The following is a 26329-nucleotide window of genomic DNA, read 5'->3' as shown; positions in this document are numbered from 1 at the left end:
GAATGGAAAACAAGGAAAACATCCTAGAAGTTAGAAATTTATCAATTAATTTCAAAACTTATGCGGGTACTGTTCAAGCCATTCGTGACATTAGTTTTGATTTAAAGAAGGGTGAAACCCTAGCAATCGTTGGGGAATCAGGTTCTGGTAAATCAGTAACTACTCGAAGCATTATGGGTTTGAACGCAACCAACGCTGATGTTGTCGACGGAAGCATCGAGTTCGATGGCCAAGACATTTTACAATTAAACGAAAAAGAATTAAGTAAGTTACGTGGTAGCAAGATTGCTGAAATCTTCCAAGATCCAATGACTTCATTGGACCCAACTATGAAGATTGGACGTCAAGTTGCTGAACCACTAATGATTCACCAGGGTTTATCCAAGGAAAAAGCAATGGCTAAAGCCTTGGAAATGTTAAAACTAGTTGGTATTACTAATGCTGAAGAACGAATCAATGACTACCCATACCAATTCTCTGGTGGGATGAGACAAAGAATCGTGATTGCGATTGCATTAGTAAACTACCCAGAAATCTTAATTGCTGATGAACCAACCACTGCTTTGGATGTTACCATCCAAGCTAAGATTCTGGAATTAATGAAGGAATTACAAACAAAGATTAACACTTCAATCATCTTCATTACCCATGATTTAGGGGTGGTTGCAGGTATGGCTGATCGTGTTGCAGTTATGTATGCAGGTAAAATCGTTGAATACGGAACTGTTGATGAAATCTTCTACAATCCAAAACACCCATACACTTGGGGTCTATTAGGATCAATGCCTACTTTGGATACCAACGAAGATGTATTACCATCAATCCCAGGTACTCCTCCAGACCTATTGGAACCACCAGTAGGGGATGCATTTGCTGCTAGAAATAAGTATGCATTAAAGATTGACACAATTGAACAACCACCATTCTTTAAGGTTTCTGACACTCACTACGCAGCAACATGGTTGTTAGATGATAGAGCTCCTAAGGTGACTCCACCAGCTGACATCGTAAAGCGTCAAGAACACTTTAAAAAGACTAAACAAGGATAGGTGGTGACAATATGTTAGATAAAGATGCACCAAAAATTTTAGAAGTAAAAAACTTAAAACAATACTTTAACGTTGGTCGTAAAGACGAAGTTAGAGCTGTTGATGATATTACCTTCAACGTCCATGAAGGGGAAACCTTTGGGCTAGTTGGTGAATCTGGCTCCGGAAAGACAACCACAGGTCGTGCAATTAGTCATTTGTATGAACCAACAGGTGGCGAAATCATCTTTGAAGGCAAAGATGTTTCAAAGCTAAAGACTAAAAAAGATGAAAAAGAATTCAGAAGTGATATCCAAACCATCTTCCAAGACCCTTACGCATCATTAAACCCTCGTATGAAGGTTAAAGACATTATTGCCGAAGGTATCGACATTAACCACTTAGCCAAAGATAAGGCTGATCGTGATGCTCAAGTCGAAGAATTATTGGAAACAGTTGGTTTGAACAAAGAACATGCCAACAGATATCCTCATGAATTCTCTGGTGGACAACGTCAAAGAATTGGGATTGCCCGTGCCTTAGCTGTTAAACCTAAGTTCATCATCGCCGATGAACCTATCTCAGCATTGGACGTGTCAATCCAAGCCCAAGTAGTTAACCTACTTAAGGACTTACAAAAGAAACGTAAGCTAACATACTTATTTATTGCCCATGATTTATCAATGGTTAAATACATTAGTGACCGTATTGGTGTTATGCACTATGGTCGTATGTTAGAAATCGCCGATGCCGATGAACTATATGCTCATCCATTACACGATTACACCAGAAGTTTACTTTCAGCTGTTCCGGTACCGGACCCTGAATTTGAAAGACAACGTGAGATCGTAGATTACGATGCGAGTGTTGAAAGTGACGGAAAGCAACGTAAGTTAGTTGAAATTGCTCCTAACCATTATGTTCGTGCTGCCGATGACGAAATTCAAATGTACAAGGATCGCTTAAACAGCTAAAAAAATAACCGTTACTTTATTAAGTAACGGTTATTTTTACGTTGATTAGACGTTTTCACTTAAGTTGTTGTAGTATTCAACGCTGATTTCACTGGCGTCAGCATTTGATACTAGTTTTGAAACACTTCCGTTTTCGATTGGTTCGGAAACATCGATGGTGTCATCCTTGAATTGGTCAACAGCCCATCTGATGATGGTACCGTGAGCAGCAATCATGATGTTGTCACCGTCGTTAGCGTTTTGAATGACTTTCTTTAAGCCGGGGATGAAACGATTTAATAAGTCTTGATTGTTTTCAGCATCACCGTATGGATCGTGGGCAGCGATTAAATCGGCTGTACCACCCATACCAAGTTTGCTAATCATCTTGGCGTAATTGTCCATGCCGTCTGGTCCACCAATTTGGTGCCATGCAGCTTCACTATCGTTTCCTTCAAAGTAACCAAAGTTTTCTTCACGGAAAGCTTTATCTGCAATAGGTTCTTCAATATCTGAGGGATTTTGTTGCAATACATATTTTCCAGTATCAAAAGCACGAGGCATATCACTGGAATATGCATGATTGAATGTAATTGAGCTTAATCTTTTTCCGGCATCAATGGCATCGGCAATTCCCTTTTCAGTAAGAGGGGCGTTGGCGATTCCTTGAATACGGTTGTATTTATTTAAATAAGTTTGTCCATGACGAACAAGATAAATGTTAATCATCAGAAAAAACCTCCTGACATATTTGTATGCCTACATTTTATCATATATGGTAGGGGGAGAGAAAAGATTAGGTTAAGTCTGGCATGACTTTTCTTTCTATCATATATGTGCTAAAATTAATAACCAAATTTTAAGATAGGAGCGTAGCTCAAATGTCTGAATCAATTAAAGAACAAGAACAAAAACACTTAAATGATGTTTTAGCGAAGGTCGAAGTTGCCAAAGCTGAAGCCGTTAAGAAGATTAATCGTGCCGAAAAAGACGAACACGATATCAATAAAAACTTCTATAATGATGTTCGTTTGAAGACCAGTACTTATTCTGGAATGATGGAAACATCTGTCTCCATTCGTCAACAACAACAAATGCTAGAAGAACGTGAAAATAGTTGGAAACATGCAACTAAGGAATACGACAAGCTTTCAAAGATGCAAGAACGTCCTTACTTTGCCCGTCTAGACTTCGAAGAAGAAGGCGAACACAAGGCTGAAACTATTTATATCGGTTTAGGTTCTTTTGCCGATAGCCCAGATCACTATTTGATTTATGACTGGCGTGCTCCAATTTCAAGTATCTACTATGATAGCAAAATTGGTAAATTGACCTACCACACACCAATGGGTGAACAAACCGTAAACGTGACTTTGAAACGTCAATTCCAAATCAAGGATGGCAAGATTGAAACCATCTTTGATACCGACCAAGTAGTTGGGGATCAAATGCTATTGGATAACCTAAATGGTAAGTCCAATACTAAGATGAAGAGTATCGTTACTACCATCCAAAGAGAACAAAACAAAATTATCAGAGATACCAAGTCAGACTTGCTATTCGTTCAAGGGGCGGCCGGTTCTGGTAAGACTGCTGCGGTATTGCAACGTGTTGCCTTCCTATTGTACCAATACAGAGGAAAACTAAGTTCAGCACAAGTGGTATTGTTCTCACCTAACCAATTGTTCAACGATTACATCAACCAAGTGTTGCCTGAATTGGGTGAACAAAACATGGTGCAAATGACTTACTACCAATACAGTAGTTTGCGTGTACCTAAGTTCAAGGTTGAAACTCTTTCAGAACGTTTTGAAAAAGATAATTCAGAAGACAAGAAACTAAGAAACATCAACAATCTAAAGAATAGCCTAGAATTCTTTAAGGCTGAAACTGCATATACTAATCACTTGAACAGTGAAGACATGAAGTTCAAGAACTTGAAGTTCCAAGGCGATATCTTTATCTCAAAGGAACAAATTGCAGAAATCTATTACAGTTTCAATGAAAACTACAACCTAAGAAACCGTCTAGACGCTACCAAGGAACGCTTGATCAAGATTTTGAACCGTCGTGTCAAAGTCGAAATGAAGAAACCTTGGGTAGAACAAGCGGTCCAAGACTTGAGTAGAGAACAAATTCAAGCCGTGCAAAACGCCCATCCAGACGAATTCGAAAACGCTGATAAGGAATTCGACTTCCTAGCAAGACACATCGTTATCGGTGCCTTCAAGCGTATTCGAAAACAAATCGTTCACGGTCGTTTCCTAGGTGTTAACAACCAATTAGTGCACTTCTTAAGAAACGTGCCCAACCTAATCGACTTATCCAAGTACGACCTAACCAAGGAAGACTGGACTAAGTCAGTTGATGCTTCAATCAACCAAATGAAGAACGGTCACATCTCAATGTCAGATGTTTCAGTATACCTATACCTATTCGACCGTATCTCAGGAAAACGTCCTAAGACCGACATCAAGTACCTATTCATTGACGAAGTCCAAGACTACACCGCATTCCAAATGGCATTTATGAAGTTCACATTCCCACGTGCTCGTTTCACACTACTAGGGGACTTGAATCAAGCTATCTTCACTCATGAAAATAGTCATACATTGCTATCAGAACTATCAACCATGTTTGATCCTGAAAAGACTAATGTCGTGCAACTTACAAAATCATATCGTTCAACCGAACAAATCACTGACTTCACTAAACACATCCTAGAAGGCGGTAGCCAAATTGAATCATTCGCGCGTGTCGGTGATAAACCAGTCATGCAAGTGGTTGAAAATAGGGATGCTGCTCTAGATAAATTAGTCGCTAGAATTGATAATGATAAGGAAAAACACGATACAACAGCCATTATTGTCAAAACTTTGGCTGATGCGAAGTTATTATCCGAACAATTAGACGATAGAAACGTAAAAAATACGCTTATACAGACCGAGAACCAACGCTTGACTACTGGAACCCTAGTAATACCTGCATACCTTGCTAAAGGGCTAGAATTTGACTCTGTGGTCATGTTTGACGCAGATGACAAACATTTTGGTGACGAAGCAGACCGTCAATTGGTTTACACAATCTGTACTCGTGCAATGCATGAACTAACAATTATCGCTGAAGGAAAGCCAACTCACTTGTTTGATGTTGAGCCTAGCGATTTATATGATTTACAATAATCGCAATTAGTAACAAATAAAAGCGCCTATCCATAAGGATTAGGCGCTTTTTTGTCGCTTCTAATATGTTCGGTGGTATTATGGACGTACTACTTTTATTTGAACGGAGGCGTAAAATTGTCAGATCCAATCAATTACTACGCATTTAAGAAAGACGAGTGGAAGGACTTATACAAGTTACGCTCGATTCCCGTTACTACCGACGGACTAAAACAAATTAAGGCCTTTAACGATGAGATTTCAATTCAAGACGTGCGCGACGTCTACATTCCTATCGTTCATTTGTTAGACTTATGTACGCAAAACTTTAACCAATGGCAAAAGACCAAGACCGCCTTTTTGGATAAACAAGATCGTAAGGTACCGTTTATCATCGGAATTTCCGGAAGTGTGGCCGTTGGTAAGTCAACTACCGCCAGACTATTGGAAGTACTGCTATCAAGATACTTCGAAGATAAGAAAATCCAATTAATCACTACCGATGGATTCTTGTACAATTCCGCAGAATTAAAACGTCGTGGCATCATGGATAGAAAGGGTTTTCCAGAAAGTTACGATATGAAGTCATTGATTAACTTCTTAAACGAAGTTAAGTCAGGGAAGCACAACGTCAAAGCGCCGGTCTACTCACACGACGTATACGACATCATTCCAGATAAGTTCGACATCATCGATCAACCGGACGTCTTGATTATCGAGGGGATTAACACGTTACAACTACCAAGTAACCAACAAATCTACGTTTCAGACTTTACCGACTTTTCAATCTACATCGATGCAGATGATGATTTGATTGAACAATGGTACGTCGAACGTTTCGAACAATTAATGGATACTGCGTTCCAAAATCCATCTAACTACTACTACGAAATGGCCCATACCGATCGTAAAAAGGCCATTGAGACTGCTAAGGATGTTTGGCAACAAATTAATTTACCTAATTTGTTGGAAAATATTAAGCCTACCAAGACTAGAGCGGACCTAATTATTCACAAAACAGACAACCATCGTATCGATAAAATTTTGCTTAGAAAGTACTAGATTTAATTTGACGCCATTCATTTTTCTATGTATGATAAATACAATTTAATGATTGGAGAGTGAATGGTTTGGCTGAAATGGATTTATCATCGTTTGATAAAATCTTGGTGCTTGACTTCGGAAGTCAATACAACCAATTAATCACCCGTCGTATTCGTGATTTTGGTGTATATTCTGAACTAAAGCCCCATGATATGACCATCGACGAAATCAAGGCTTTTAACCCTAAAGGGATTATCTTCTCTGGGGGTCCTAACAGTGTGTACGCAGAAGATGCATTAACTGTTGATCCTAAAATTTTCGAAATGAATATTCCAATTCTAGGTATTTGTTATGGTATGCAACTAATGGCATATAACCTAGGTGGAGGACAAGTTGATGGAGAAGACCATGGACAATATGGTCACGCTGACATCGACATTACCTCTGATAATGCGGAACTATTCAAAGATTTGCCTAAGGAAGAACCAGTTTGGATGAGTCATGGAGACCTTGTACGTAAGGTTCCAGATGGCTTTGAAAATGTGGCAACTGCTGAAGGTTGCCCAATTACTGCAATGCAAGATACCGCTAGAAAGTTCTATGGAATTCAATTCCATGCGGAAGTTAGAAATACCAAGTACGGTACTGACATCCTAAAGAACTTCGTGTTTAACGTTTGTGGCGCAGAAGCTAACTGGTCAATGAATGACTTTATTGACTTACAAATCAAGCAAATCAGAGAAGAAGTTGGCGACAAGAAGGTTATCTTAGGTCTATCCGGTGGGGTAGATTCAAGTGTAACTGGTGTGTTATTGAACAAGGCCATTGGTGACCAACTAACTTGTATCTTTGTTGATCACGGTCTACTTCGTAAGAACGAAGTTAAGGAAGTAATGGATAGTCTAGAAGGTAAGTTTGGTCTAAACATCATCCAAGTTGATGCAAGCAAACGTTTCTTAGACAAGTTATCTGGTGTTACTGATCCTGAACAAAAGAGAAAGATTATCGGTAATGAATTTATCGAAGTCTTCAATGAAGAAGCTTTGAAGCTTAAGGATGTTGATTTCTTAGCTCAAGGTACTTTATACACTGACGTTATTGAAAGTGGTACTAATACTGCTGAAACTATCAAGTCTCACCATAACGTTGGTGGTCTACCAGAAGACCTACAATTTAAACTAATCGAACCAGTTCGTTCATTATTTAAGGACGAAACTAGACGCTTGGGTGAAGAAATGGGAATGCCAGACTACTTAGTATGGCGTCAACCATTCCCAGGTCCTGGTTTAGGTATTCGTGTTATCGGTGAAGTTACTGAAGACAAGCTAGAAATTGTTAGAAACAGTGACTACATCCTACGTCGCGAAATTTCCGCTGCTGGATTAGATAAGGATATTTGGCAATACTTCACCATCCTACCTGGTTTTAGAAGTGTTGGTGTGATGGGGGACGGTCGTACTTACGACTACACCATCGCTATCCGTGCCGTTAATTCCATTGATGGAATGACTGCTGATTTCGCTAAGATTCCTTGGGATGTCTTATCAGAAATTTCAACTAAGATTACAAACGAAGTGGATGGGGTAAACCGTGTAGTATACGACATTACCAGTAAGCCACCTTCGACAATTGAATGGGAATAATAATTCCTAAATAAAAAGAGCTCAACAATTGCTGTTGAGCTCTTTTTATTTACTTTCTTGTTTGTCCGTCACCGTTAATAACGTATTTATATGATGTTAGTGCTTCTAGTCCCATTGGACCTCTGGCGTGAAGCTTTTGAGTGGAAATACCAATTTCAGCACCGAAGCCAAATTCAAAGCCATCGGTGAAACGAGATGAAGCGTTGACATAGACACAGGCCGCATCAACTTGTTGTTGGAATGAAACCCCGGCAGCATAGTCGTTAGAGACGATTACTTCTGAGTGGTGAGTTCCGTGTTCGTTGATGTGATCAATGGCTGATTGTCTTGAATCAACGACCTTAATTGAAATGATTAACGCATTGTATTCAGTGTCCCAGTCTTCAGTAGTGGCAGGGATGACGTCGCTTACGATTGCACGAGTGGCTTCGTCACCGCGGACTTCAACACCACGTTTTCGTAAATCGCTGATGATGTCTGGTAGGTAATCGTTAGCGACATCCTTATGGATTAATACTTTTTCGGTGGCATTACATACGGAAGGGCGTTGTACTTTACCGTTGATGATGATATTTCGTGCCATTTGTTTGTCAGCATCCTTATCAACGTAGATGTGGCAGTTACCAGCACCAGTTTCAATCACTGGCACGGTTGCGTTGTTTAATACGGTTTGGATTAAGCGGGCACTTCCGCGGGGGATTAGAACATCGACGTAGTCGTTTAGTTCCATGAATGCTTGAGCAAGTTCATGGGATGGATCGTCGATGACTTGAATCATGTTTGCATCTAATTCGTTTTGTCTTAGGACATCACGTAAAATATCGGCTAAGACGACGTTAGAGTTAATTGATTCCTTTCCACCACGTAAGATGACAGCGTTACCGGATTTGAAACAAAGTCCGGCGGCATCGATAGTTACGTTTGGTCTGGCTTCATAAATGATACCGACAACGCCAAGTGGGACACGTTGTTTGACGATACGAAGTCCGTCTTCGGTTTCCCAGCCGCCGTCAATCTTAGCGGTAGGATCAGCTAATCCGACCAATTGTAGTAGTCCATTGGCCATGTCTGAGATGCGTTTCTCATCTAGTTTTAAACGGTCGATGAACTTGGCTTCGATTTGAGGATTTTGTAAATCCTTTTGGTTGGCAGCGATAATCTCATCGGTCTTATCGACAATTGCCTTGGCGAATTGTTTTAAGATATCGTTCTTAGTAGTGGTAGATAGGCCAGCTGATTGGAAACTGGCTTTTTTAGCGTTTTTTCCTAATTGAATTAATTCTTGTTTATTCATTTGTACGACCCTCCATAGCTTCGGCACCGAAGTAGGTACCAACGGGGCGACCAGAAATGAAGTCATTGATGATTGCTGGATCATCACCATTTAGGATTGCCATCTTACGGTGGTTATCCAAGATGATTTTAGCGGTGTTAAGCTTGGTTTGCATACCGCCAGTGCCATATTGTGAACCGTGGCCGCCGGCAACTTGCATCAAGTCAGCGCTAATTTCTGGTACCCATGATAGTAGTTTTGCGTTCGGATTGTCCTTCGGGTTGGCATCGAACAATCCGTCGATGTCGGATAGGATGATTAGTAGGTCAGCATCGACAAAGTTAGTCACGATGGCGGCTAGTTGATCGTTTTCACCGAAGCTAGTTTGGTGATTGAATTCGTCGACTGAGACGGCGTCGTTTTCGTTGATGATTGGGACGACTTTATCTTCTAAAAGGGTGTTAATGGTTTTAAGTACATTTTCACTGCTCTTAGGGTAGTCAACAACGTCGCGTGTTAATAGTAGTTGCGCCACGGTTTGGTCTGATTCCTTGAAACTATCTGAGTACAAGTCCATTAGTTCGCTTTGTCCAATCGCGGATAAAGCTTGTAGTTTGCCGATATCAGTAGGACGTTTTTTTAATCCGTTGGTGTTCATACCAACACCAACGGCACCGGAAGTGACCAAGATAACTTCATGGCCGGTTTGACTTAATTGACTCAACACTGATGATAAAGTATTAATTGTTTTTATATTAATGCTGTTGTCAGAATTGATGATGGAACTAGTCCCAATTTTGACAACGATTCGTTTATATTTACTTGTCATATTCATGCTCTCCTGTTCTTTAAAACTAGTTTACTTTAATTTGAAAAAAGTAACAATATGTAAATTAAAATTGCATTAGAGGTAGATTAGATGTATTGTAATTATTAATATAAAATAAGGGGGCTAATTATGGCAGGCAAGGGAAAGTTAATTGGGCTATTTTTGGTAATTGTAGGTAGTATTTCATGGGGAGCTTCCGGAACACTCGCCGACTACATGTTTTTAACACAACATGCTCCCGTACTTTGGGTCGTCGGCATTAGAATGCTTTTAGCGGGAATCCTACTATTATTGTTATACAAATTTACCGTTGGTGGCTCCATCTTTACGATTTGGCATAGTAAGAGCCAGGCACTTTTACTAATTAGCTTTGCAATTTTTGGAATGTTAATGTCACAAGTTAGCTACCTATCAGCAGTTAGGTACGGAAACGCTGCGACCGCAACCGTCTTACAATTTACTGCCCCTGTCTTTATTATCCTCTATTATTCGATTTCGCGACATAAATTGCCTATTAGATTAGATGTTATTTCAATTGTTTTAGCCGCAGCTGGTACATATTTACTAGCGACAAAAGGTGACTTTGGTTCATTAAACATTTCTAAGTTAGGATTATTCTTTGGGATCTCAGCTGGAATTGCTGGTGCAAACTGTACGTTGATTCCAATCAAACTGTTAAATAAGTATGATCCTAGGTTAGTTTGTGGATGGGCAATGTTACTTGGGAGTTTACCCATTCAACCAATTGTCGTTATCGATACACCACACATAAACATCAATCCAACAATTAATATTTGAATTGATTTTCATTACAATCGTAGGAACAATGGTGGCATACTTATTCTATGTCGCTAGTTTAAACTATTTAGAACCTGCGGTGACCGGAACCTTAAGCTCGTTCGAACCGCTAACTGCTGCGATTTTATCCGTATCATTTCTGCATCTAAAGTTAACCGTTGTTGAATTAATCGGTGGGGTATTAATTTTAATGATGGCGTTTGTTCAAGCGTTGCCACAGAAAAATAAATTAGAATAGAATTTTTAGAAAATGATAGAACCCTTATGAATAGTGATATCTTTCACAATGCTAGAGTAAAATGATAAAAATGTCATTAAAAATTTATTATTTTCCGCTTTATTATCGGACAATAAGGTGTTACATTATATGTGAAAACAATATCAAGTTTGTATTTATGAAGGAGATTTTATCAATGAAAGCTGCAGTAGTTAGAGACAACTCAGATGGATATGTAGATGTTAAAGATGTTGAACTTCGCCCAATTGAAAATGGTGAAGCTTTAGTTCAAGTTGAATACTGTGGTTTATGCCACACCGACTTACACGTTGCCAACGGAGATTTTGGTGACCAAGCTGGCCGTATTATCGGTCACGAAGGTGTAGGTAAAGTTATTCAAGTTGCCGATGATGTAGATAATCTAAAAATTGGTGATCGTGTATCAATCGCTTGGTTCTTCAAGGGATGCGGTCACTGTGAATACTGCCTAAGTGGTAGAGAAACATTATGTCGTGAAGTTAAGAATGCTGGTTTCACTGTTGACGGTGCTATGGCTGAACAAGTAATTGTTGATGCTAAGTACGCTGTTAAGGTTCCAGAAGGATTGGACCCAATCGAAGCTACTTCATTAACTTGTGCCGGTGTTACTATGTACAAGGCACTAAAAGTTGGCCACACAAAGCCAGGTCAATGGGTTGAAATGGTAGGTGCCGGTGGTTTAGGTAACCTAGGTGTTCAATTCGCCAACAACGTATTCGGTGCTAACGTTATCGCCGTTGCTCGTGGTAACAACCTAGAAAAGGCCGAAGAATTAGGTGCTAAGAAGGGTATCGACTACCGTTCAGAAAACCTATCAGAAAAAGTTAAGGAAGAAACTAACGGTGGTGCACACGTTTCAGTTATCACTGCTGTTAACCCAATCGCCTTTGATCAAGCTATCAATGCTTTACGTCCAGACGGTCACCTAGTTGCCGTTGCGCTACCAAAAGGTAACATGGACCTAAACATTGCCCAAACTGTATTGAACGGAATCCACGTTGAAGGTTCACTAGTTGGTACTAGAGAAGACCTACGTGAAACTTTCCAATTCGGTGCTGAAGGTAAGGTTAAGCCAATCGTTCACACTAGAAAGCTATCAGAAATCAACGATGTTATCGACGAAATGAAGAACGGTAAGATTGTTGGTAGAATGGTTATCGATTTTACTAAATAATTTTTAACTAATTAAAGCATTGTCTTTTGGACAATGCTTTTTTTGTACTAAAATAATGACATTAGGAGGTTTGGTTATGGCTAAATATATTTTTCATCCAAATGACATCAAAGAACTAAAGGACGAATATGATGTAGCAATCGTTGGTTCAGGTGCCACAGGATTAATTAGTGCAATTCAAGCTGCAGAACTGGGTCTAAAACCAGTCGTATTAGAAAAGATGGACAAGCTAGGCGGTAATTCTACCAGAGCTTCTTCTGGAATGAATGCTGCTGAAACTTCCGTTCAATTACAACACCATGTGGTAGATAGTTTCCAAGACTTCTACAACGATACATATATCGGTGGTGGCAAACAAAATAACGTTAATTTATTGAAATACTTTACTGAACATGCTGCGCTAACCGTTGATTGGTTAGCTCAACATGATATCAAACTAGATGACTTAACAATTACCGGTGCGATGAATACTAAACGTACACACCGCCCAAGTTCACAAGCTCCAATCGGGGCTTATCTAGTCACTAGTTTCCTACAAATCATTGAAAAGATGGGCATTGAAGTCTACAACAACGTCGATGTTACCAAGATTGATAAGTCCGGTTCCGACATATCAGGTGTCGAAGTCAAGGATGCAGACGGTAACGCGCACTCAATCAAGGCCAGTGCGGTCATTTTAGCTACCGGTGGTTTTGGTGCCAACAAGCAACTAATCGGTCAATACCGTGATGACTTGACCCATTACCGTACCACCAACCAAGAAGGAGCAACTGGGGATGGTTTGAAACTTGCCACTGACGTTGGTGCTGCCTTGGTCGATATGGACAAGATTCAAGTTCATCCAACCGCTCAACAAGACAATGATCACGCATTCTTGATTGGTGAAGCCATTCGTGGAGAAGGTGCCATCCTAGTAAACACCAAGGGTGAACGTTTCGTTAACGAATTGGACACCAGACAAAAGGTGACCGACGCAATCAACCAACAAGACACCAAGCATGCTTATTTAATCCTAGATGAAGAAGTCGTTAACCACGCTCAAGCAGTGAAGTTTTACGACTCCATGGGAATGGTTATTCATGGTGATACCATCGAAGAACTAGCCGAAAAGATTGGTGCCGATGAAAAGACATTGGCAGATACGATTGCTAAGTGGAATCAAGCTGTTGAAAGTGGCAAGGATGACTTAGGTCGTACCACTGGAATGAGTCGTCAATTAACCCATCCAGATTACATGGCCATTCACATTGCCCCAGCCGTTCACTACACCATGGGTGGAATTAAGATTAACCACTTCACCCAAGTTCTAGATTTCAACGATGACGTGATTAATGGTTTGTTTGCTGCCGGAGAAACATCCGGTGGTTTGCACGGTAACAACCGTATCGGTGGAAACTCAATCGCCGAAACAGTCGTCTTTGGACGACAAGCAGGCCAACAAGTTTTCAAGTATTTAAACAAATAATATAGCTAAAAACAAATAAAGGAGGTTTACTATGCATAGTGGAGAAATTGCAGAATGGGTCGCAGCGATTGCCGAAGCATCTTCAGTCGTAGTCGCATTATTTCTTCCTTACTACAATCAACACGTTGAAAATAAGCGTAAGTTACGCAACGTTAAGATGTTGATTCATCGTATGGGTAAACGTGCCATGAATGGTGATGAGGATGCGATGGAACATCTTCAAGCCATTTTAACTACTGCTTATCTAAAAAACATGAATTCTAAGACAGAAGACGTCATTAATGACGGTCAACAAATCCTAGATATCATGAATATTAGTGAGGGAAAACCAAACGCAGAACAAAAGGGTCAAATCAAAAAGCTACTACGCGAAATTGATGAAATCTAAAAAAGAAGCCGCATGGACGGCTTCTTTTTATTTGTTGTAATATTGAACGTTTCTGTCGTTTAGTGGTTGGCAGTCACGATTGTTTTTGCCAAATTGATCAATGAACCAATCGACTTGTTTGGGGCTCACCGTTAATTTTGAATTATCGATGACTAACCATTCAATTCCTTCGGTTAAAGGTGGGGTGGTTAGTGATCCTTGATAATGAAAACCAGTGGCTAAACTTGAAATCCAATTGGTGAGTTTTAATGACACACTGTGGCGATTGCCTTCTTCAAAGTTATTGATGATATCTTGTAACTCAGAATTTGCATTACCTAAAGTAGGAAATACTGCCACAACAACGGTTTGGCCGATCTCGTTTTCATGAACAAGATGAATTTCAATTGGATTAACCTTACTGTCGACGATATGCTCAGCGGGGGCATGGAAGTGCACCTGTTTGAACTTAAAGTCACGATTAAAGATGGTAGCATGGCCCATTCCTGTCAAACGAATGGTAGTGTGGTCATCAATTTCTGTATTTAATTGGTAGAACTCATTGGCATGAATTGGCAGATAATCAGCGAAATATTGACTGTCATGAGTTGATAGCATAATTGGTGATTGGCAATGACCAAAGTCGTTCTCCCAATTATTTTGTTCATTATAATCTAACATATGATATGTATCTTCTTTCCATTAATAATATGAGTTTGCTTTTCTAGTATGTTAATATAACATACATAGTAATTAATACAACTCGGAGGAAATTATTGTGCAATTCACATGGCAAAATCAAGATGAACAAAATGCTGGTATCAAGAAGTTCTTAGGTACCCATGGAGTCTCGCATCGGATGTATAATGATGTTAAATCAACTGGGACAATTCTAGTGAATGGTAACGCAGTTGGCTTGGATTATAAGCTTGCCGTGGGCGATGAAGTGACGGTAATCTTTCCACCGGAAACAAGTGATGATGAGGTCGCATTTAGTGATGAACCCATCGATGTCATCTATGAAGATGATAATTGGCTGGTGGTGAACAAACCAGCAGGTTTAACCAGTGTACCGGGACCATCTAATCGTGTCGATACGTTGGTCAACCGTATTAAGGGCTATTTAAAAAAACAGGGTAGTACCGATTTAAGACCACATCTAATCACGCGATTGGATCGTTTCACATCTGGTATCGTCTTGGTCGCCAAGAATCGTTTGGCCAATAGTTTAGCTAACCAACAAGTGGCCCAACACAAGATAGATAAGATGTATTATGCTGTCGTTGCTGGTACTGGTTTAGACGACCACGGGATGGTTGATAAACCAATCGGACGTGTCGGTGACAACTTCAGAAGAGAGGTCATCGAAGACGGTCAAAATGCCAAGACCGAATACTGGAAGGTCGAAGAATTTGATGATTCCACACTAGTGCGTTTGAAATTACACACTGGTAGAACTCATCAAATTAGAGTTCATATGACATCACTAGGGCATCAGCTATTGGGGGATGAATTATATCAAGGGCCACTTGATAGGGGCATTGACCGCCAAGCGCTTCACGCTTACTACTTGAAGTTTAATGACGGATTAGCAAATCAAGTTCGTACTTTTGAAATTGAATTACCTGCGGATATGAAATCTGTGGTGAAGGAGGATCAAAATGACTGAAAAAGTCAAATTAGTACATTGTATTGTCGATGATGCACAACTATATTCTGATGAAGGTTTCTACCTTGGAGACTTGGCACAACCAATTTCTAATGCGGTGAAGGCCGATTATCCTGGGGCTAAGGTCACCAGCTTTATCTGTTCTCACCATCTCTTGAAGTATCGAATGTCTAGGGTTGACTCATTGATCAATGCCGACTTAAAACAAAGTCAAAAGATTAATCGTAAACTAACTAAGGCACTACAAAGCGATAACTATGAAATCAGAGATGTTAACGAAGCCTTACAACAAAGCCTAACCTTTGGCCAAAAGATTTCCGATGCCGTCGCTAGATTCGGTGGTAGTTGGACCTTTATCTTCATCTTTATTGTCATCTTGATTATTTGGATGGTTATTAATGGTTTGGCACTATTCGGTGTCCACTTTGATCCATATCCATACATTCTATTGAACCTATTCTTGAGTTGTTTCTCAGCAATTCAAGCACCAATCATCATGATGAGTCAAAACCGTGCCGCTGAACGTGACCGTTTGCACTCAGAAAATGATTTTCATGTAAACTTAAAGTCTGAACATGAATTAAGAATTATTCACGCTAAGTTAGACCACTTAACCCAAAACCAATTACCTCATGATTTGGAAGTTGAAAAATTACAACTCCAAATCTTAGGTGAAGTCAGAAGTGAGTTAGCCAAGTTGCGTGACGAAAACACTAAATTAAAAGAAAAACTAAAACAACAGGAGAATCAATAATGGAAGATAACATTCAATTGGGTGCAGATGTTTTCAACAAGATGATGTTTGTGCTAGAAACACCAGTTACACAAGATAACCACAAGTACTACAAATTCATGGATCAAGAAATGCAAGAAATTGCCGACAACATCTGGGCAATGCCTGCATACATGAAGGAAGACGATGACTTCTCAATGTTTTTCATCATCACAGAAATTGAAAGTGGTGAAACAGTCATTGCGTTCTCAGAAGGTAGCTTACAAGATGGTAACTTCTCATTGGGAGAACCAATGGTTTCTGGAAAGGGACTTAATATTTTAAACGAACATGATGAAAAAAGAGCTTCCTCAGTTCTTCATTTCTTAAACCAAATTTCCAAAGCAGCTGAAGGAAATTGGCGAATGATTGAGGACTAAAATTATCGATTTTTAACATGTTCTTAACGTGCGTCACGATGGGCTTTATGATAGTTTTCATAAAAGTCCATTTTTTTGTAAAAAAGTCTTTGCTTTTTGGAAAAATGGTGGTAATATTTTCTAGTCGCTAAAATGCTAAATATTTAAATCAAACACAAAAAGGGGGGCTTAGATCATGTTAATGAGAAGAGCACAAATCGAAGATTTTAACGCAATTGAACAAATTATTTTCGAAGGGAAGGAATTGCTTGCCAAACAGGGTGTGAACCAATGGCAAACAGGCTACCCAAATGCAGAATCATTAATGAACGACATCGTAAACGGATGGACTGTTGTACTTGAAGAAGATGGTGAAATCTTAGGCACAGCTGCCGTGATTGACGGACTAGACACTAGTTACGAAAATCTTGATGGTCAATGGTTGACTGACGGCCCTTACCTATCAATTCACCGCGTTGCAGTTTCCAATAGACACCACGGCAGAGGATTGGCTCAAAAGTTATTTGAAGGCATCTTCAATGCAGTGGAAAAAATGGACAACGTTCAAAGTGTTCGTATTGACACAAACCCACTTAACTTGGGCATGCAACATGTCATCAAGAAAGCTGGCTTTGTAGAAACCGGCAGAGTCGTTCCAATCTCTGCAACAGACCCATCAAATGTCGTAATGAACTACGCATACGAAAGAGTAATTAAACAACCAATGTTAATTGCCTAAGCTGATTTTTTTAAATCAGCTTTTTTTGTTTTCAGACAAAAGGTATAATGAAATTAAACAGAGGAGGTGGCAATATGCACGAACATGAACATAACGATGTTAACGCCGTGTCGCAACGTCGTTTCTTTACGGTGACAATCTTAAACTCATTAATTACTTTAATTGAGTTTTTAGGGGGAGTTTTTTCAGGAAGTTTGTCACTATTATCAGATGCTTTTCACAATTTTGCGGATTCAGCATCAGTAGTCGGTAGTTATTATGCGCACCGAATTAGTCAAAGACCCCAAAATCAATTGAATACCTTTGGGTACAGGCGAGCTCAGATTATCTCAGCGTTTTTAAATTCCCTATTTCTAGTGATTATCTCCGTTGTCCTAATCGTCGAAGGGGTGCAAAAACTATTTAAACCAGAACAGATTAACGGAAACTTAATGCTAATTGTTGCTGTGGTTTCGACAGTTGCTAATTTGGTATCCACACTACTACTAAGTCGTGGTTCAAAGCATAACCTAAACATTCGAGCTACATACCTACATCTATTGAGTGATACTTTAGCTTCACTTGGTGTTATCCTATGTGGGATTTTAATTAAGTTATTCGATTGGGTGCTAGTCGATCCAATCATCACCATCATTGTGGCACTATACATTTCAGCTGAAGCATACCCAATCATCAAAAAGACGGTTAAGATTTTGATGCAGGGTTCACCAACAGTTGATTGCTATGCAATTCAAAAGGACATGATGAACATTGAAGGAATTACCGGAGTTCACCACGTTCATATCTGGTCGGTAGATGAAAACAGTATCGTATTTTCAGCTCACATTAATATGCAAGACATGCTAATTTCTGAAGCTGAAAAGATTTATGATCCTGTGGCCAAATTACTTCATGATAAGTACGGCATCGAACACGTCACACTTCAAGCCGAAGTTGAACGCGGAAAAAAAGAGGATTTATATCTCGATTCCAGAAATGATATTGATTAATAGAGAAAATAAAAAAAGACGCTTTTCAAAACGAAAAGAGTCTTTTTTGTTTTGAAAAACGGCCTTTTAAATTATACCCCGTGAGGAGCAGCTACAAATTGTCTGTCATACCACTCATTCCAAGTGATTTCACTATTACCATTGGCGAAGTATTGCATATCTAATTCGCCCAATAACTTGGCATAGCTATGACTACAATAAATGATGGTGTCCTTGGCAGCATGTTCTACTGATTCGAACTTGTTGCGGTAGACCTCCTGATTGATTTGCCATAACATCGATTGGTCAGGAACCTGACTTAAAATCTCCATGTTTTGGCTTCTGTAACAACGAACATAAAATTCGCTGAATGACTTGATACTAGTAACTTTGGCTTGTTCGCTAAGCTCATCGAAATGGAATAACTTTTCTCCCATAAAAACGCCTCACTTTCGTATCGTAGATATTAATATTTAATATCTCGCCCTAATTATATAATTTTCCCCGAAAAATAGAAATAAAAATGGTAAAATAGTATATAAAGTTGTAAGATACTCTTTAGTAGATTTGAATTTAGGAGACATGGATATAAAAATGACCCCAAAAAAAGAGGACTATTTAAAAATTATTTTTGAGCTAGGTGGAACCAAAGAAAAGGTATCCAACAAGAGGATTGCCATTAGTTTGGACATTGCACCAGGATCAGTTACTGAAATGGTTAACAAGCTATTAGATGAAGGATTAGTTGAACACGAACCATATTCTGGCGTGTCATTAACTGACGATGGAATCAAATTAGCTGAAGTCCTAGTTAGAAAACACCGTATTTGGGAAAGCTTTTTAGTAAACGAACTAGGATATCCACTTCCAGATGTTGATAAAGAAGCTGAAGTGTTGGAACATTCTACCAGTGGTAGATTGCTAGAAGCAATGTACAAAAAATTGGGTAACCCATCTCACTGTCCACATGGAGGAGTTATTCCAAACATGTCAGGACACTATAAAGAAGATAGCCATCGCCTATTAAATGATGCCGATGATGGAGAAACAGTTGTTGTTGATCGTTTCATCGATAATCATGACCTATTAACTTATTTAGGCGACATTCAATTAGATATTGGCGACAAACTTAAGGTAATTAAGCATTCACCATTTGAAGGACCGGTAACAGTCCAAAATCTAACTGATAATCAAGAAAGTGATATTAGCTACAAGGCTTCTCACTACGTATTTATAAGAAATGCTGATTAACTAAAAGACTGAATTGAAAAATTCAGTCTTTTTTATTATCATCAAAATCAATGGTATAATTAGAAAAACATTAGATAACACGGAGGTGAGATGGTTGAACGAAAGACAAAGAAGTAAGTTAGTCGTTGAGACCTGTTTGCTTGCTGGAAAGATTATGATTGAAAATGGTTCTGAAATGGTTAGGGTTACTGATACCATTGATCGCATTTCTCACAATGCCGGGGCAACTGAGGCCAGGGCATACGTTACTCTTACTGGGATTATTATGTCGGCAACCCCTGACATGGGTTCACAGGTTACCGCAATTGATAAGAGAACGTTTGATTTGGAGAAGGTATCAACGGTAAATGACTACTCTCGTCAGTTTGCAGCTAAGAAAATCTCACTTGGTGAATTCTATCGTCGTTTAAAGAAAATGGACAAGGATGTAAAGCCATTCCCATTCTGGCTTCAAATGATTGGTGCGTTTATGGTTAGTTCTACTTTGGAAGTGGTATTTAGAAGTAACTACACTGATTTTTGGGCAGCTGGATTCGTTGGGATGATGGGGTGGTGTATCTATTGTTTGACTGATCACTACACGGACATTCGTTTCTTAAATGAATTCATTGCGGCGATTTGTATCGGTTTTATGTCGATTTTAATTATTCGAGCAGGCATTGCCAAGAGTGCTGATGACTTAATTATCGGTGGACTGATGCCATTAGTTCCCGGAGTGCCAATTACCAATGCGGTAAGAGATACCTTATCCGGTAACTTGGTCTCAGGGCCATCTAGAGGAATTGAAGCAATTATGAGTGCCTGTGCGCTAGGTTTCGGTGTCGCAATGGCAATTAAGATTTTGGGGTGATTGATATTGGTAAACGTAATTATATATAGCGTATGTGTTTATTTCGCTACCATTGGATTTGGTTTATTAATTAATCTACCCAGAAAAGCATTGAACATGGCCGGAATTGTTAGTTTGATTGGCTGGCTTGTATTTCATACCGTCAACGTGCACATGGGCGGATACTTAGCCGCAGATATTTTAGGAACCTTCACCGTGGGGATATTGAGTATCTTTGCATCTCGATATAAGAAGATGCCAGTTATTATCTTTAACATTCCAGCGTTGGTGCCACTTGTTCCCGGAGGACAGGCTTATCAAGTTATGAAGTGTCTAGCAATTGGTAACTATGCGTTAGCAAAGTCTAACTTGATTCAAGTTATCTTCATCGCTGGTGGAATCGCATCTGGTTTTTTATTTGCGGAATTTTTAAACCAACTATACTTAAGATTGAAAACATATTTGAGAACAAAAAAAGCAACGAGATAATCTCGTTGCTTTTTATTTTGTGTTTTATCCGAAGAAGAAACTGATGATTAAAACGACTAGAACAAATGTGGTAATCCAAACGTATAGCATATCCTTTTCTTTGTAGAAGGAATAGATTGATACGATTACTCGTAATACGGGAGTAAGGATCAGACAGAAAATTCCAAGCATCATAATCGCGTAAGGCTTTAATGTTGCAATTCCACTGAAGATTGCTTTAAAAGTAGTAGGAAAGGCATCGTGAGCATATCCAGATTTACCGGTGATTAGAAGTAGTAATAATCCAATAATCATGATGGTAGCTGAGATGACAACACCGACACGTAGAATCTTTCCGATAACTAGTTCGATACGATTCATTTCTTCTTTAGTTGCTGGTTGTTGTGTATTCATGATCTAACCTCCTAGAATCCTTTGTATAACATGCTACATGCGATGTAGAACATGATAGGGACAAAGATAATACGAATCCATCTAGCAGGAAGAACTTGCATGATGCGAGAACCGATTGTAGCACCAACTAGAATTCCTAGTGCTAGTGGCACGGCAACTTGTGGCAAGATTGAACCATTGAAGAAGTAGACAGTTGCAGAAGCAGCTGCGGTAACACCCATCATTAGGTTACTAGTTGCACTTGATGGTTTCAAAGGCATCTTCATGAAGGTATCCATAGCGATAACCTTGAAGGCACCTGAACCAATTCCTAGTAGACCGGAAGCAAGACCGGCACCAAACATTACGGATAGACCACCGGGGATGTTTTCCACCTTGTAGTCGATTTGTTTCTTTTCAGCCTTATCGTAGTAACTTGAGTTAAGACGAAGTTTTTCAGCTAATTTATCATCTTTGGTGCTGAGATTGGACTTGTTTTTGTTCAATAGTTTCTTGACCATGTTAAATGCGGAGAATAGTAGTAATAGTCCAAATAGTATGTAAAGGTATTTAGGCTCTAGAATTCCTGTAAGTAAGGCCCCAGATAATGCACCAATAGTAGTGGCAATTTCTAAAAACATTGCAACACGTAAGTTTAATACTTCATCTTTTAGATAAGCGATGGTAGAACCAGAACTAGTGGCGATAACCACGACGATGCTGGCTCCAATGGCATATTTAATATCTAAATGGAAGAAGAGTGTTAGGACAGGGGTGACAATAATTCCACCACCTAATCCTAGGACAGCGCCACCGATACCCGCTAGGACACCGATGACAATCATTAGAATGACTGTTTCAATCATTTGTAGCTCCTCCTAAAATTATAAATTACTTAATATTATAACAATTATTAGTTTTAATGCACCTATCCAAGTTTTAAAATTAGAAAATTCCCTTAAGAATAGAGGTAGCTGTGGTATAATGGCATTAAAAAGTGATTAGGAGGATCGATGCGCTATGATCATCGATAAGGATTATGCCCGCGGTGTCAAGGCTTTTGGTGGGTTAGTTTTATCATTATTTGTTGCTATTTCTGTAATCATTGACTCAGGTTATCTAAGATTTCTTGACTCAATTTTTATTGGTCAAATCCAAAAAACAACCGGTGGGTTCAAAGATACAATCATGCACATGGCTACAACATTAGCCAGTCCAAAGATGGATATCATTTGGATTCTTGTGCTTGCATTCTTCATGTGGGGGTTTAAGTTTAAGTTACAAGCCCTATGGGGAATCTTTACTTTAGCTGGTGGAGATGTAATCGGATTTATTGTGAAGAACATTGTAAGACGTGATCGTCCAATCTTCCACAGTGCTTCTGATACTGGTTTTAGTTTCCCAAGTGGCCACGTTCTAGGTATCTTCATTGTTATTGCGGTGGTATGGATTGTCATTCTTCCAAATATTGAAAGAAATTGGCTTAGAAGATTACTATACGTATTAACATTCTTATTCGTATTATTAGTAATGATTTCTAGAATCTATCTAAACGCCCATTACCCAACTGATACTGTTGGTGCCGTATTAATCGGTTACACATGGGTACAAATTTCTGAAATGTTATATGTAAAATATGCGCCAAGATTAAAACAAAACTGGCGTCCAGTTTTACATTCATATCTATAATAAAAAAGAACTGATGGATTTCATCAGTTCTTTTATTTTGAGAAAATTTCGTCTAACCAGGTAATGGCTAAGTCGAACCATTTAGCGACACGAGCGTTATTGGAATCTTCATTCCAGGATGTAATGTTATTGGCGAGGCCCATTCCGTGAGGACCGTGGTGGAAGATGTGTAATTCGTTATCCACGTTGTATTCATTTAACTTGATGGAATACTTTAGTGCGTTTTCTACAGGAACGAATGGATCATCAGCAGTATGCCAGATAAATGTTGGCATGTTTTTAGTTGAAACGTGTTCGTCGGCCTTGATTTGTTGGTCATCTGATACCCAGTTTAGGATGCTTTCCTTATCCTTTGGAAAACCACAGGTTAAGTTAGTCACAGGGTAGCTTAGGATAACTGCATTTGGTTTTAAAATATCTGCGTTATCCACACCGGCTAGTTTTTGCATCCAGTTAGTGTGATAAAAATCATTATAAAGACTACAGATATGACCACCGATTGAGAATCCAGCAATCACGATTCTGTTTTCATCAATGTTAAATTCGTTGGCGTGTTCACGAATAAATTTGATACTGTTGGCTAATTCCTCTAATGGATTAGGCATTAGTGGCATTGCTTCTTGTTCGAATGTATATCTTAAGTAGAAGCTTTGATAACCGTTAGCACTGAAGTTGAGCGCAAAACTTTCAGCTTGATGAAGTGAAATGTGGGTATAAGATCCGCCGGGGACGATGATTACGGCAGGATATTTGTATTGATTAGTTTGCACATCTGCGGATTTAAGATATCCTTGAAGAAAAGCGTTTGAGTTTTGACGAATCGATTCTCTGATGATTCTCATGTAAGCACCTCTCAAATATGTTTTACATATATTTTAACGCAAGGAGATAATGATTGTGGATAAAAAGAACAATTCACCTGAAAAAGAAGTTGAAGTCACCGAGTTACGCACAGATGACTTTGCTGACTATTATGAAATGATGCGCGATGAACAACTAGCTAAAAAGACCGGCTTTGAGCCAGTTACTGATGAAAGAAAGGCGCATATGCTGTTTGAATCAGAAAATGATACCAATAAAACCTACGCAATTCGACTTATCAACGGTGGAAAACTAATTGGGATAATTAATATTTTTCCGGAAATTGGGGATAACTTCGAACCGGATTATGAAAATATAGAATTAGGCTACTTTATCAACACAAGTTATCAACAGCGTGGATACATGACCTATGCATTAGGCCAAGTGATTGATAACCTATCAGCACCAGTAAAGGTGGTAGAGGCAACGGTTGAAGCCCATAATTTACCTTCACAAAAAGTTTTACACAGTTTAGGTTTTGCACAGGTGGATGAATACGACGACAATCTAGTTTTTGAAATGAAAGTAAAATAATGTTGTAATCAAGTCCGCATTAATATATAATATTCTAGAAATCTAAGAAGAGGCGCAGCTGACATTAGTAGCCATCATGAGTCGATAAAGCGACTGTGATTGAAGGTGAAAGGGGATGCCTGCCGAAACGACCGTTTCCTTTATGAATCGAGTCCGTTGGGTTCTAGCTTAATAGGCTAGAGACTGTCGTGGTTATGCTACGGAGTGCTTTGTGATCAATAATTAAAAGAAATTATTATGGTCTCTTCTTGTGTTTACAGGAAGAGACTTTTTTAGTTATTATCGGCACCTCTTAGAAATTTTTATAGAGGGTGAAATACACTATGAGTGAAAACTCAAATAATCATGTAAAAAGAGGTCTAAAGACTAGACACGTATCTATGATTGCCTTAGGTGGTTCAATCGGTACTGGTCTATTCGTTGCCTCTGGTTCAGTTATTAGTCAAGCTGGACCCGGTGGAGCATTAGTTGCATACTTATTAATGGGACTAATGGTTTACTTCTTAATGACTAGTTTAGGTGAAATGGCAACCAACACACCTATTTCTGGTTCATTCGCAGCATACGCAGGTAAGTATGTTGATCCAGCACTTGGATTTGCCATGGGTTGGAACTACTGGTTCAACTGGGCCATTACCGTTGCCGTTGATATTTCAACAGCAGCCCTAGTAATGAAGTTCTGGTTACCACACATGCCAGGTTGGATTTTCAGTGCGATTACATTAGCGCTAATCCTTTGTGTTAACGCACTATCTGTTAAGTCATTTGGTGAAACAGAATTCTGGATGTCATTGATTAAGGTTATTACAATCTTTATCTTCCTAGCCGTTGGTGTTCTTACTATCTTTGGTATCATGGGTGGCCACTACATTGGTTTATCTAACTTCACTTACAAGCAAGCGCCATTTGTTGGTGGTTTCCCAATGATTTTAGCGGTATTCGTTGTCGCTGGTTTCTCATTCCAAGGGACTGAATTGGTTGGGATTACTGCTGGTGAATCGGATAACCCAAGGGAAGCCGTTCCACGTGCTATCAAGGATGTTTTCTGGAGAATTATCTTATTCTACATCCTAGCAATCTTTGTAATTGGTGCAATTATTCCTTACACTAGTCCTGATCTATTAGGTTCAAGTGCTACCGATGTTGCAATTAGTCCATTTACAATCGTATTCAAACGAGCGGGTCTAGCAGCAGCTGCTTCCGTTATGAATGCTGTTATCTTAACTTCAGTTATTTCATCAGCTAACTCTGGAATGTATGCATCTACTAGAATGCTTTACTCAATGGCTCACCAAGGATTTGCTCCAAGACTATTGGGAAAGACTAATCGTCACGGCATTCCAGTTCTAGCGTTGACTGTTACTACTGTAATTTCGTTGCTTACTTTTATTACAAGTATTGAAGGTCCACAAATTTACCTATGGTTAGTTGCCGCTTCTGGTCTAACTGGTTTTATCGCATGGGTTGGGATTGCTTTATCACATTACCGTTTCAGAAGAGCTTTCATCAAACAAGGTCATTCACTAGATGAATTGAAGTACCATGCTACTTGGTTCCCAATTGGACCAATCATCACTTTGATTCTATGTATCCTAGTTATCTGTGGTCAAAACGTAACCTCATTTGCTAACTGGGATTGGGAACAAATCGGAATTACTTATATCTCAGTACCACTTGTATTAATCCTATACATTGGTTACAAGATTAAGCACAAGACACATCTAATTCCTCTAGACAAGGTTGATGTATCTCCTTCTGATTTAAGAGACGAAGAAGAAAAATAATATAATGAAGATGCCGTTTTAA

29 protein-coding genes and 1 riboswitch are annotated in these 26329 nt (G+C 39.2%); of the genes, 21 read left to right on the top strand and 8 right to left on the bottom strand.

Features of this window, described 5'->3' with window-relative positions:
- The first annotated feature begins 2 nt into the window (after positions 1-2).
- A complete protein-coding gene (locus JUD45_RS03370) occupies positions 3-1049 on the top strand; it encodes an ABC transporter ATP-binding protein (protein WP_138726839.1) in 1047 nt (348 codons plus the stop codon).
- Positions 1050-1060: 11 nt separating this feature from the next.
- Positions 1061-2002 (top strand): ABC transporter ATP-binding protein, encoded by a 942-nt coding sequence (locus tag JUD45_RS03365; protein WP_034531457.1) that lies wholly within the window; start codon positions 1061-1063, stop codon positions 2000-2002.
- A gap of 45 nt (positions 2003-2047) precedes the next feature.
- Here JUD45_RS03365 and JUD45_RS03360 read toward each other — a convergent pair whose 3' ends face one another.
- The gene (locus JUD45_RS03360) at positions 2048-2710 is read right to left on the bottom strand and encodes a histidine phosphatase family protein (RefSeq protein WP_308438157.1); all 663 of its coding nucleotides are present in this window, start codon (positions 2708-2710) and stop codon (positions 2048-2050) included.
- 152 nt (positions 2711-2862) lie between these two features.
- Here JUD45_RS03360 and helD point away from each other — a divergent pair, with 152 nt between their 5' ends.
- The 3 genes from helD (at position 2863) to guaA (ending at position 7829) form a co-directional block, all read left to right on the top strand.
- Entirely contained in the window at positions 2863-5163 is a 2301-nt protein-coding gene (helD, locus tag JUD45_RS03355; protein ID WP_203619687.1) for an RNA polymerase recycling motor HelD, read from the top strand.
- Positions 5164-5280: 117 nt separating this feature from the next.
- Positions 5281-6204, top strand: coding sequence for a type I pantothenate kinase (coaA, locus tag JUD45_RS03350; protein ID WP_138726841.1), 924 nt, complete (start codon positions 5281-5283; stop codon positions 6202-6204).
- A gap of 77 nt (positions 6205-6281) precedes the next feature.
- A complete protein-coding gene (gene guaA, locus JUD45_RS03345; RefSeq protein ID WP_138726853.1) occupies positions 6282-7829 on the top strand; it encodes a glutamine-hydrolyzing GMP synthase in 1548 nt (515 codons plus the stop codon).
- Between the two features lie 49 nt (positions 7830-7878).
- Here guaA and JUD45_RS03340 read toward each other — a convergent pair whose 3' ends face one another.
- Both JUD45_RS03340 and proB read right to left on the bottom strand, forming a co-directional pair.
- Positions 7879-9123, bottom strand: coding sequence for a glutamate-5-semialdehyde dehydrogenase (locus tag JUD45_RS03340; RefSeq protein WP_236018480.1), 1245 nt, complete (start codon positions 9121-9123; stop codon positions 7879-7881).
- The gene (gene proB / locus JUD45_RS03335; RefSeq protein WP_225424286.1) at positions 9116-9931 is read right to left on the bottom strand and encodes a glutamate 5-kinase; all 816 of its coding nucleotides are present in this window, start codon (positions 9929-9931) and stop codon (positions 9116-9118) included. Before proB ends, JUD45_RS03340 begins: the two co-directional genes overlap by 8 nt.
- A 129-nt stretch (positions 9932-10060) precedes the next feature.
- On the opposite strand from proB, the gene JUD45_RS03330 reads away from it, so the two are divergent.
- The 5 genes from JUD45_RS03330 to JUD45_RS03315 all read left to right on the top strand — a co-directional run bounded on the left by JUD45_RS03330 (position 10061) and on the right by JUD45_RS03315 (position 14012).
- Positions 10061-10729 (top strand): DMT family transporter, encoded by a 669-nt coding sequence (locus JUD45_RS03330; protein WP_236018479.1) that lies wholly within the window; start codon positions 10061-10063, stop codon positions 10727-10729.
- A gap of 1 nt (position 10730) precedes the next feature.
- Complete coding sequence (locus JUD45_RS07045) at positions 10731-10967, top strand: EamA family transporter (RefSeq protein WP_236018478.1); 237 nt, start codon at positions 10731-10733, stop codon at positions 10965-10967.
- A gap of 175 nt (positions 10968-11142) precedes the next feature.
- Positions 11143-12159 carry an alcohol dehydrogenase AdhP gene (gene adhP, locus JUD45_RS03325; protein WP_034535094.1) on the top strand — a complete coding sequence of 339 codons (1017 nt, stop codon included), beginning with the start codon at positions 11143-11145 and terminating at the stop codon, positions 12157-12159.
- 76 nt (positions 12160-12235) lie between these two features.
- Complete coding sequence (locus tag JUD45_RS03320; protein WP_203619686.1) at positions 12236-13624, top strand: flavocytochrome c; 1389 nt, start codon at positions 12236-12238, stop codon at positions 13622-13624.
- A gap of 31 nt (positions 13625-13655) precedes the next feature.
- A complete protein-coding gene (locus JUD45_RS03315) occupies positions 13656-14012 on the top strand; it encodes a hypothetical protein (RefSeq protein WP_041152937.1) in 357 nt (118 codons plus the stop codon).
- Between the two features lie 27 nt (positions 14013-14039).
- Here the strand turns inward: JUD45_RS03315 and JUD45_RS03310 are convergent, their stop codons facing one another.
- Positions 14040-14672, bottom strand: a complete 633-nt coding sequence (locus tag JUD45_RS03310) for a carbonic anhydrase family protein (protein WP_138726846.1) — start codon at positions 14670-14672, stop codon at positions 14040-14042.
- A gap of 97 nt (positions 14673-14769) precedes the next feature.
- On the opposite strand from JUD45_RS03310, the gene JUD45_RS03305 reads away from it, so the two are divergent.
- From JUD45_RS03305 to JUD45_RS03285, 5 genes are all read left to right on the top strand, one after another.
- The gene (locus tag JUD45_RS03305) at positions 14770-15660 is read left to right on the top strand and encodes an RluA family pseudouridine synthase (RefSeq protein WP_190238364.1); all 891 of its coding nucleotides are present in this window, start codon (positions 14770-14772) and stop codon (positions 15658-15660) included.
- Positions 15653-16414 carry a DUF1003 domain-containing protein gene (locus JUD45_RS03300; protein ID WP_138726847.1) on the top strand — a complete coding sequence of 254 codons (762 nt, stop codon included), beginning with the start codon at positions 15653-15655 and terminating at the stop codon, positions 16412-16414. The genes JUD45_RS03305 and JUD45_RS03300 overlap by 8 nt, the downstream gene beginning before the upstream one ends.
- Positions 16414-16812 (top strand): hypothetical protein, encoded by a 399-nt coding sequence (locus JUD45_RS03295; protein WP_138726848.1) that lies wholly within the window; start codon positions 16414-16416, stop codon positions 16810-16812. Before JUD45_RS03300 ends, JUD45_RS03295 begins: the two co-directional genes overlap by 1 nt.
- A gap of 175 nt (positions 16813-16987) precedes the next feature.
- Positions 16988-17530, top strand: coding sequence for a GNAT family N-acetyltransferase (locus JUD45_RS03290; RefSeq protein ID WP_034531473.1), 543 nt, complete (start codon positions 16988-16990; stop codon positions 17528-17530).
- Between the two features lie 74 nt (positions 17531-17604).
- Entirely contained in the window at positions 17605-18519 is a 915-nt protein-coding gene (locus JUD45_RS03285) for a cation diffusion facilitator family transporter (RefSeq protein WP_203619685.1), read from the top strand.
- A gap of 71 nt (positions 18520-18590) precedes the next feature.
- Here JUD45_RS03285 and JUD45_RS03280 read toward each other — a convergent pair whose 3' ends face one another.
- Positions 18591-18935, bottom strand: coding sequence for a hypothetical protein (locus JUD45_RS03280; RefSeq protein WP_138726850.1), 345 nt, complete (start codon positions 18933-18935; stop codon positions 18591-18593).
- A gap of 157 nt (positions 18936-19092) precedes the next feature.
- On the opposite strand from JUD45_RS03280, the gene JUD45_RS03275 reads away from it, so the two are divergent.
- From JUD45_RS03275 to JUD45_RS03265, 3 genes are all read left to right on the top strand, one after another.
- Positions 19093-19749 (top strand): metal-dependent transcriptional regulator, encoded by a 657-nt coding sequence (locus JUD45_RS03275; RefSeq protein ID WP_034531476.1) that lies wholly within the window; start codon positions 19093-19095, stop codon positions 19747-19749.
- 85 nt (positions 19750-19834) lie between these two features.
- Positions 19835-20599, top strand: a complete 765-nt coding sequence (locus JUD45_RS03270; RefSeq protein WP_187155468.1) for a threonine/serine exporter family protein — start codon at positions 19835-19837, stop codon at positions 20597-20599.
- Between the two features lie 6 nt (positions 20600-20605).
- Positions 20606-21067, top strand: a complete 462-nt coding sequence (locus JUD45_RS03265; protein WP_192043329.1) for a threonine/serine exporter family protein — start codon at positions 20606-20608, stop codon at positions 21065-21067.
- A gap of 24 nt (positions 21068-21091) precedes the next feature.
- Here JUD45_RS03265 and JUD45_RS03260 read toward each other — a convergent pair whose 3' ends face one another.
- Both JUD45_RS03260 and JUD45_RS03255 read right to left on the bottom strand, forming a co-directional pair.
- Positions 21092-21460 carry a DUF1634 domain-containing protein gene (locus JUD45_RS03260; protein WP_138726371.1) on the bottom strand — a complete coding sequence of 123 codons (369 nt, stop codon included), beginning with the start codon at positions 21458-21460 and terminating at the stop codon, positions 21092-21094.
- An 11-nt stretch (positions 21461-21471) separates the two neighbouring features.
- A complete protein-coding gene (locus JUD45_RS03255; RefSeq protein ID WP_053795701.1) occupies positions 21472-22305 on the bottom strand; it encodes a sulfite exporter TauE/SafE family protein in 834 nt (277 codons plus the stop codon).
- A gap of 154 nt (positions 22306-22459) precedes the next feature.
- Here JUD45_RS03255 and JUD45_RS03250 point away from each other — a divergent pair, with 154 nt between their 5' ends.
- The gene (locus JUD45_RS03250; RefSeq protein WP_138726370.1) at positions 22460-23128 is read left to right on the top strand and encodes a phosphatase PAP2 family protein; all 669 of its coding nucleotides are present in this window, start codon (positions 22460-22462) and stop codon (positions 23126-23128) included.
- Between the two features lie 32 nt (positions 23129-23160).
- On the opposite strand, the gene JUD45_RS03245 is transcribed toward JUD45_RS03250, so the two are convergent.
- Positions 23161-23970, bottom strand: coding sequence for a lp_1002 family arylesterase (locus tag JUD45_RS03245; protein WP_187155467.1), 810 nt, complete (start codon positions 23968-23970; stop codon positions 23161-23163).
- 55 nt (positions 23971-24025) lie between these two features.
- Between JUD45_RS03245 and JUD45_RS03240 the strand changes: the two genes are divergently transcribed.
- Together JUD45_RS03240 and JUD45_RS03235 are read left to right on the top strand one after the other, a co-directional pair.
- Positions 24026-24523 (top strand): GNAT family N-acetyltransferase, encoded by a 498-nt coding sequence (locus JUD45_RS03240; RefSeq protein WP_187155466.1) that lies wholly within the window; start codon positions 24026-24028, stop codon positions 24521-24523.
- A 39-nt stretch (positions 24524-24562) separates the two neighbouring features.
- A riboswitch (Lysine riboswitch) is annotated at positions 24563-24741 on the top strand.
- Between the two features lie 105 nt (positions 24742-24846).
- Positions 24847-26307, top strand: a complete 1461-nt coding sequence (locus tag JUD45_RS03235) for an amino acid permease (protein WP_138726367.1) — start codon at positions 24847-24849, stop codon at positions 26305-26307.
- Positions 26308-26329 lie beyond the last annotated feature (22 nt).

Origin of the sequence: Apilactobacillus nanyangensis, from assembly GCF_016861915.1 — a bacterium.
GTDB classification, from domain to species: Bacteria; Bacillota; Bacilli; order Lactobacillales; family Lactobacillaceae; genus Apilactobacillus; species Apilactobacillus nanyangensis.
Note: the sequence above shows the minus strand (reverse complement) of the source record. Positions and strands in the feature narration are given on the sequence as shown.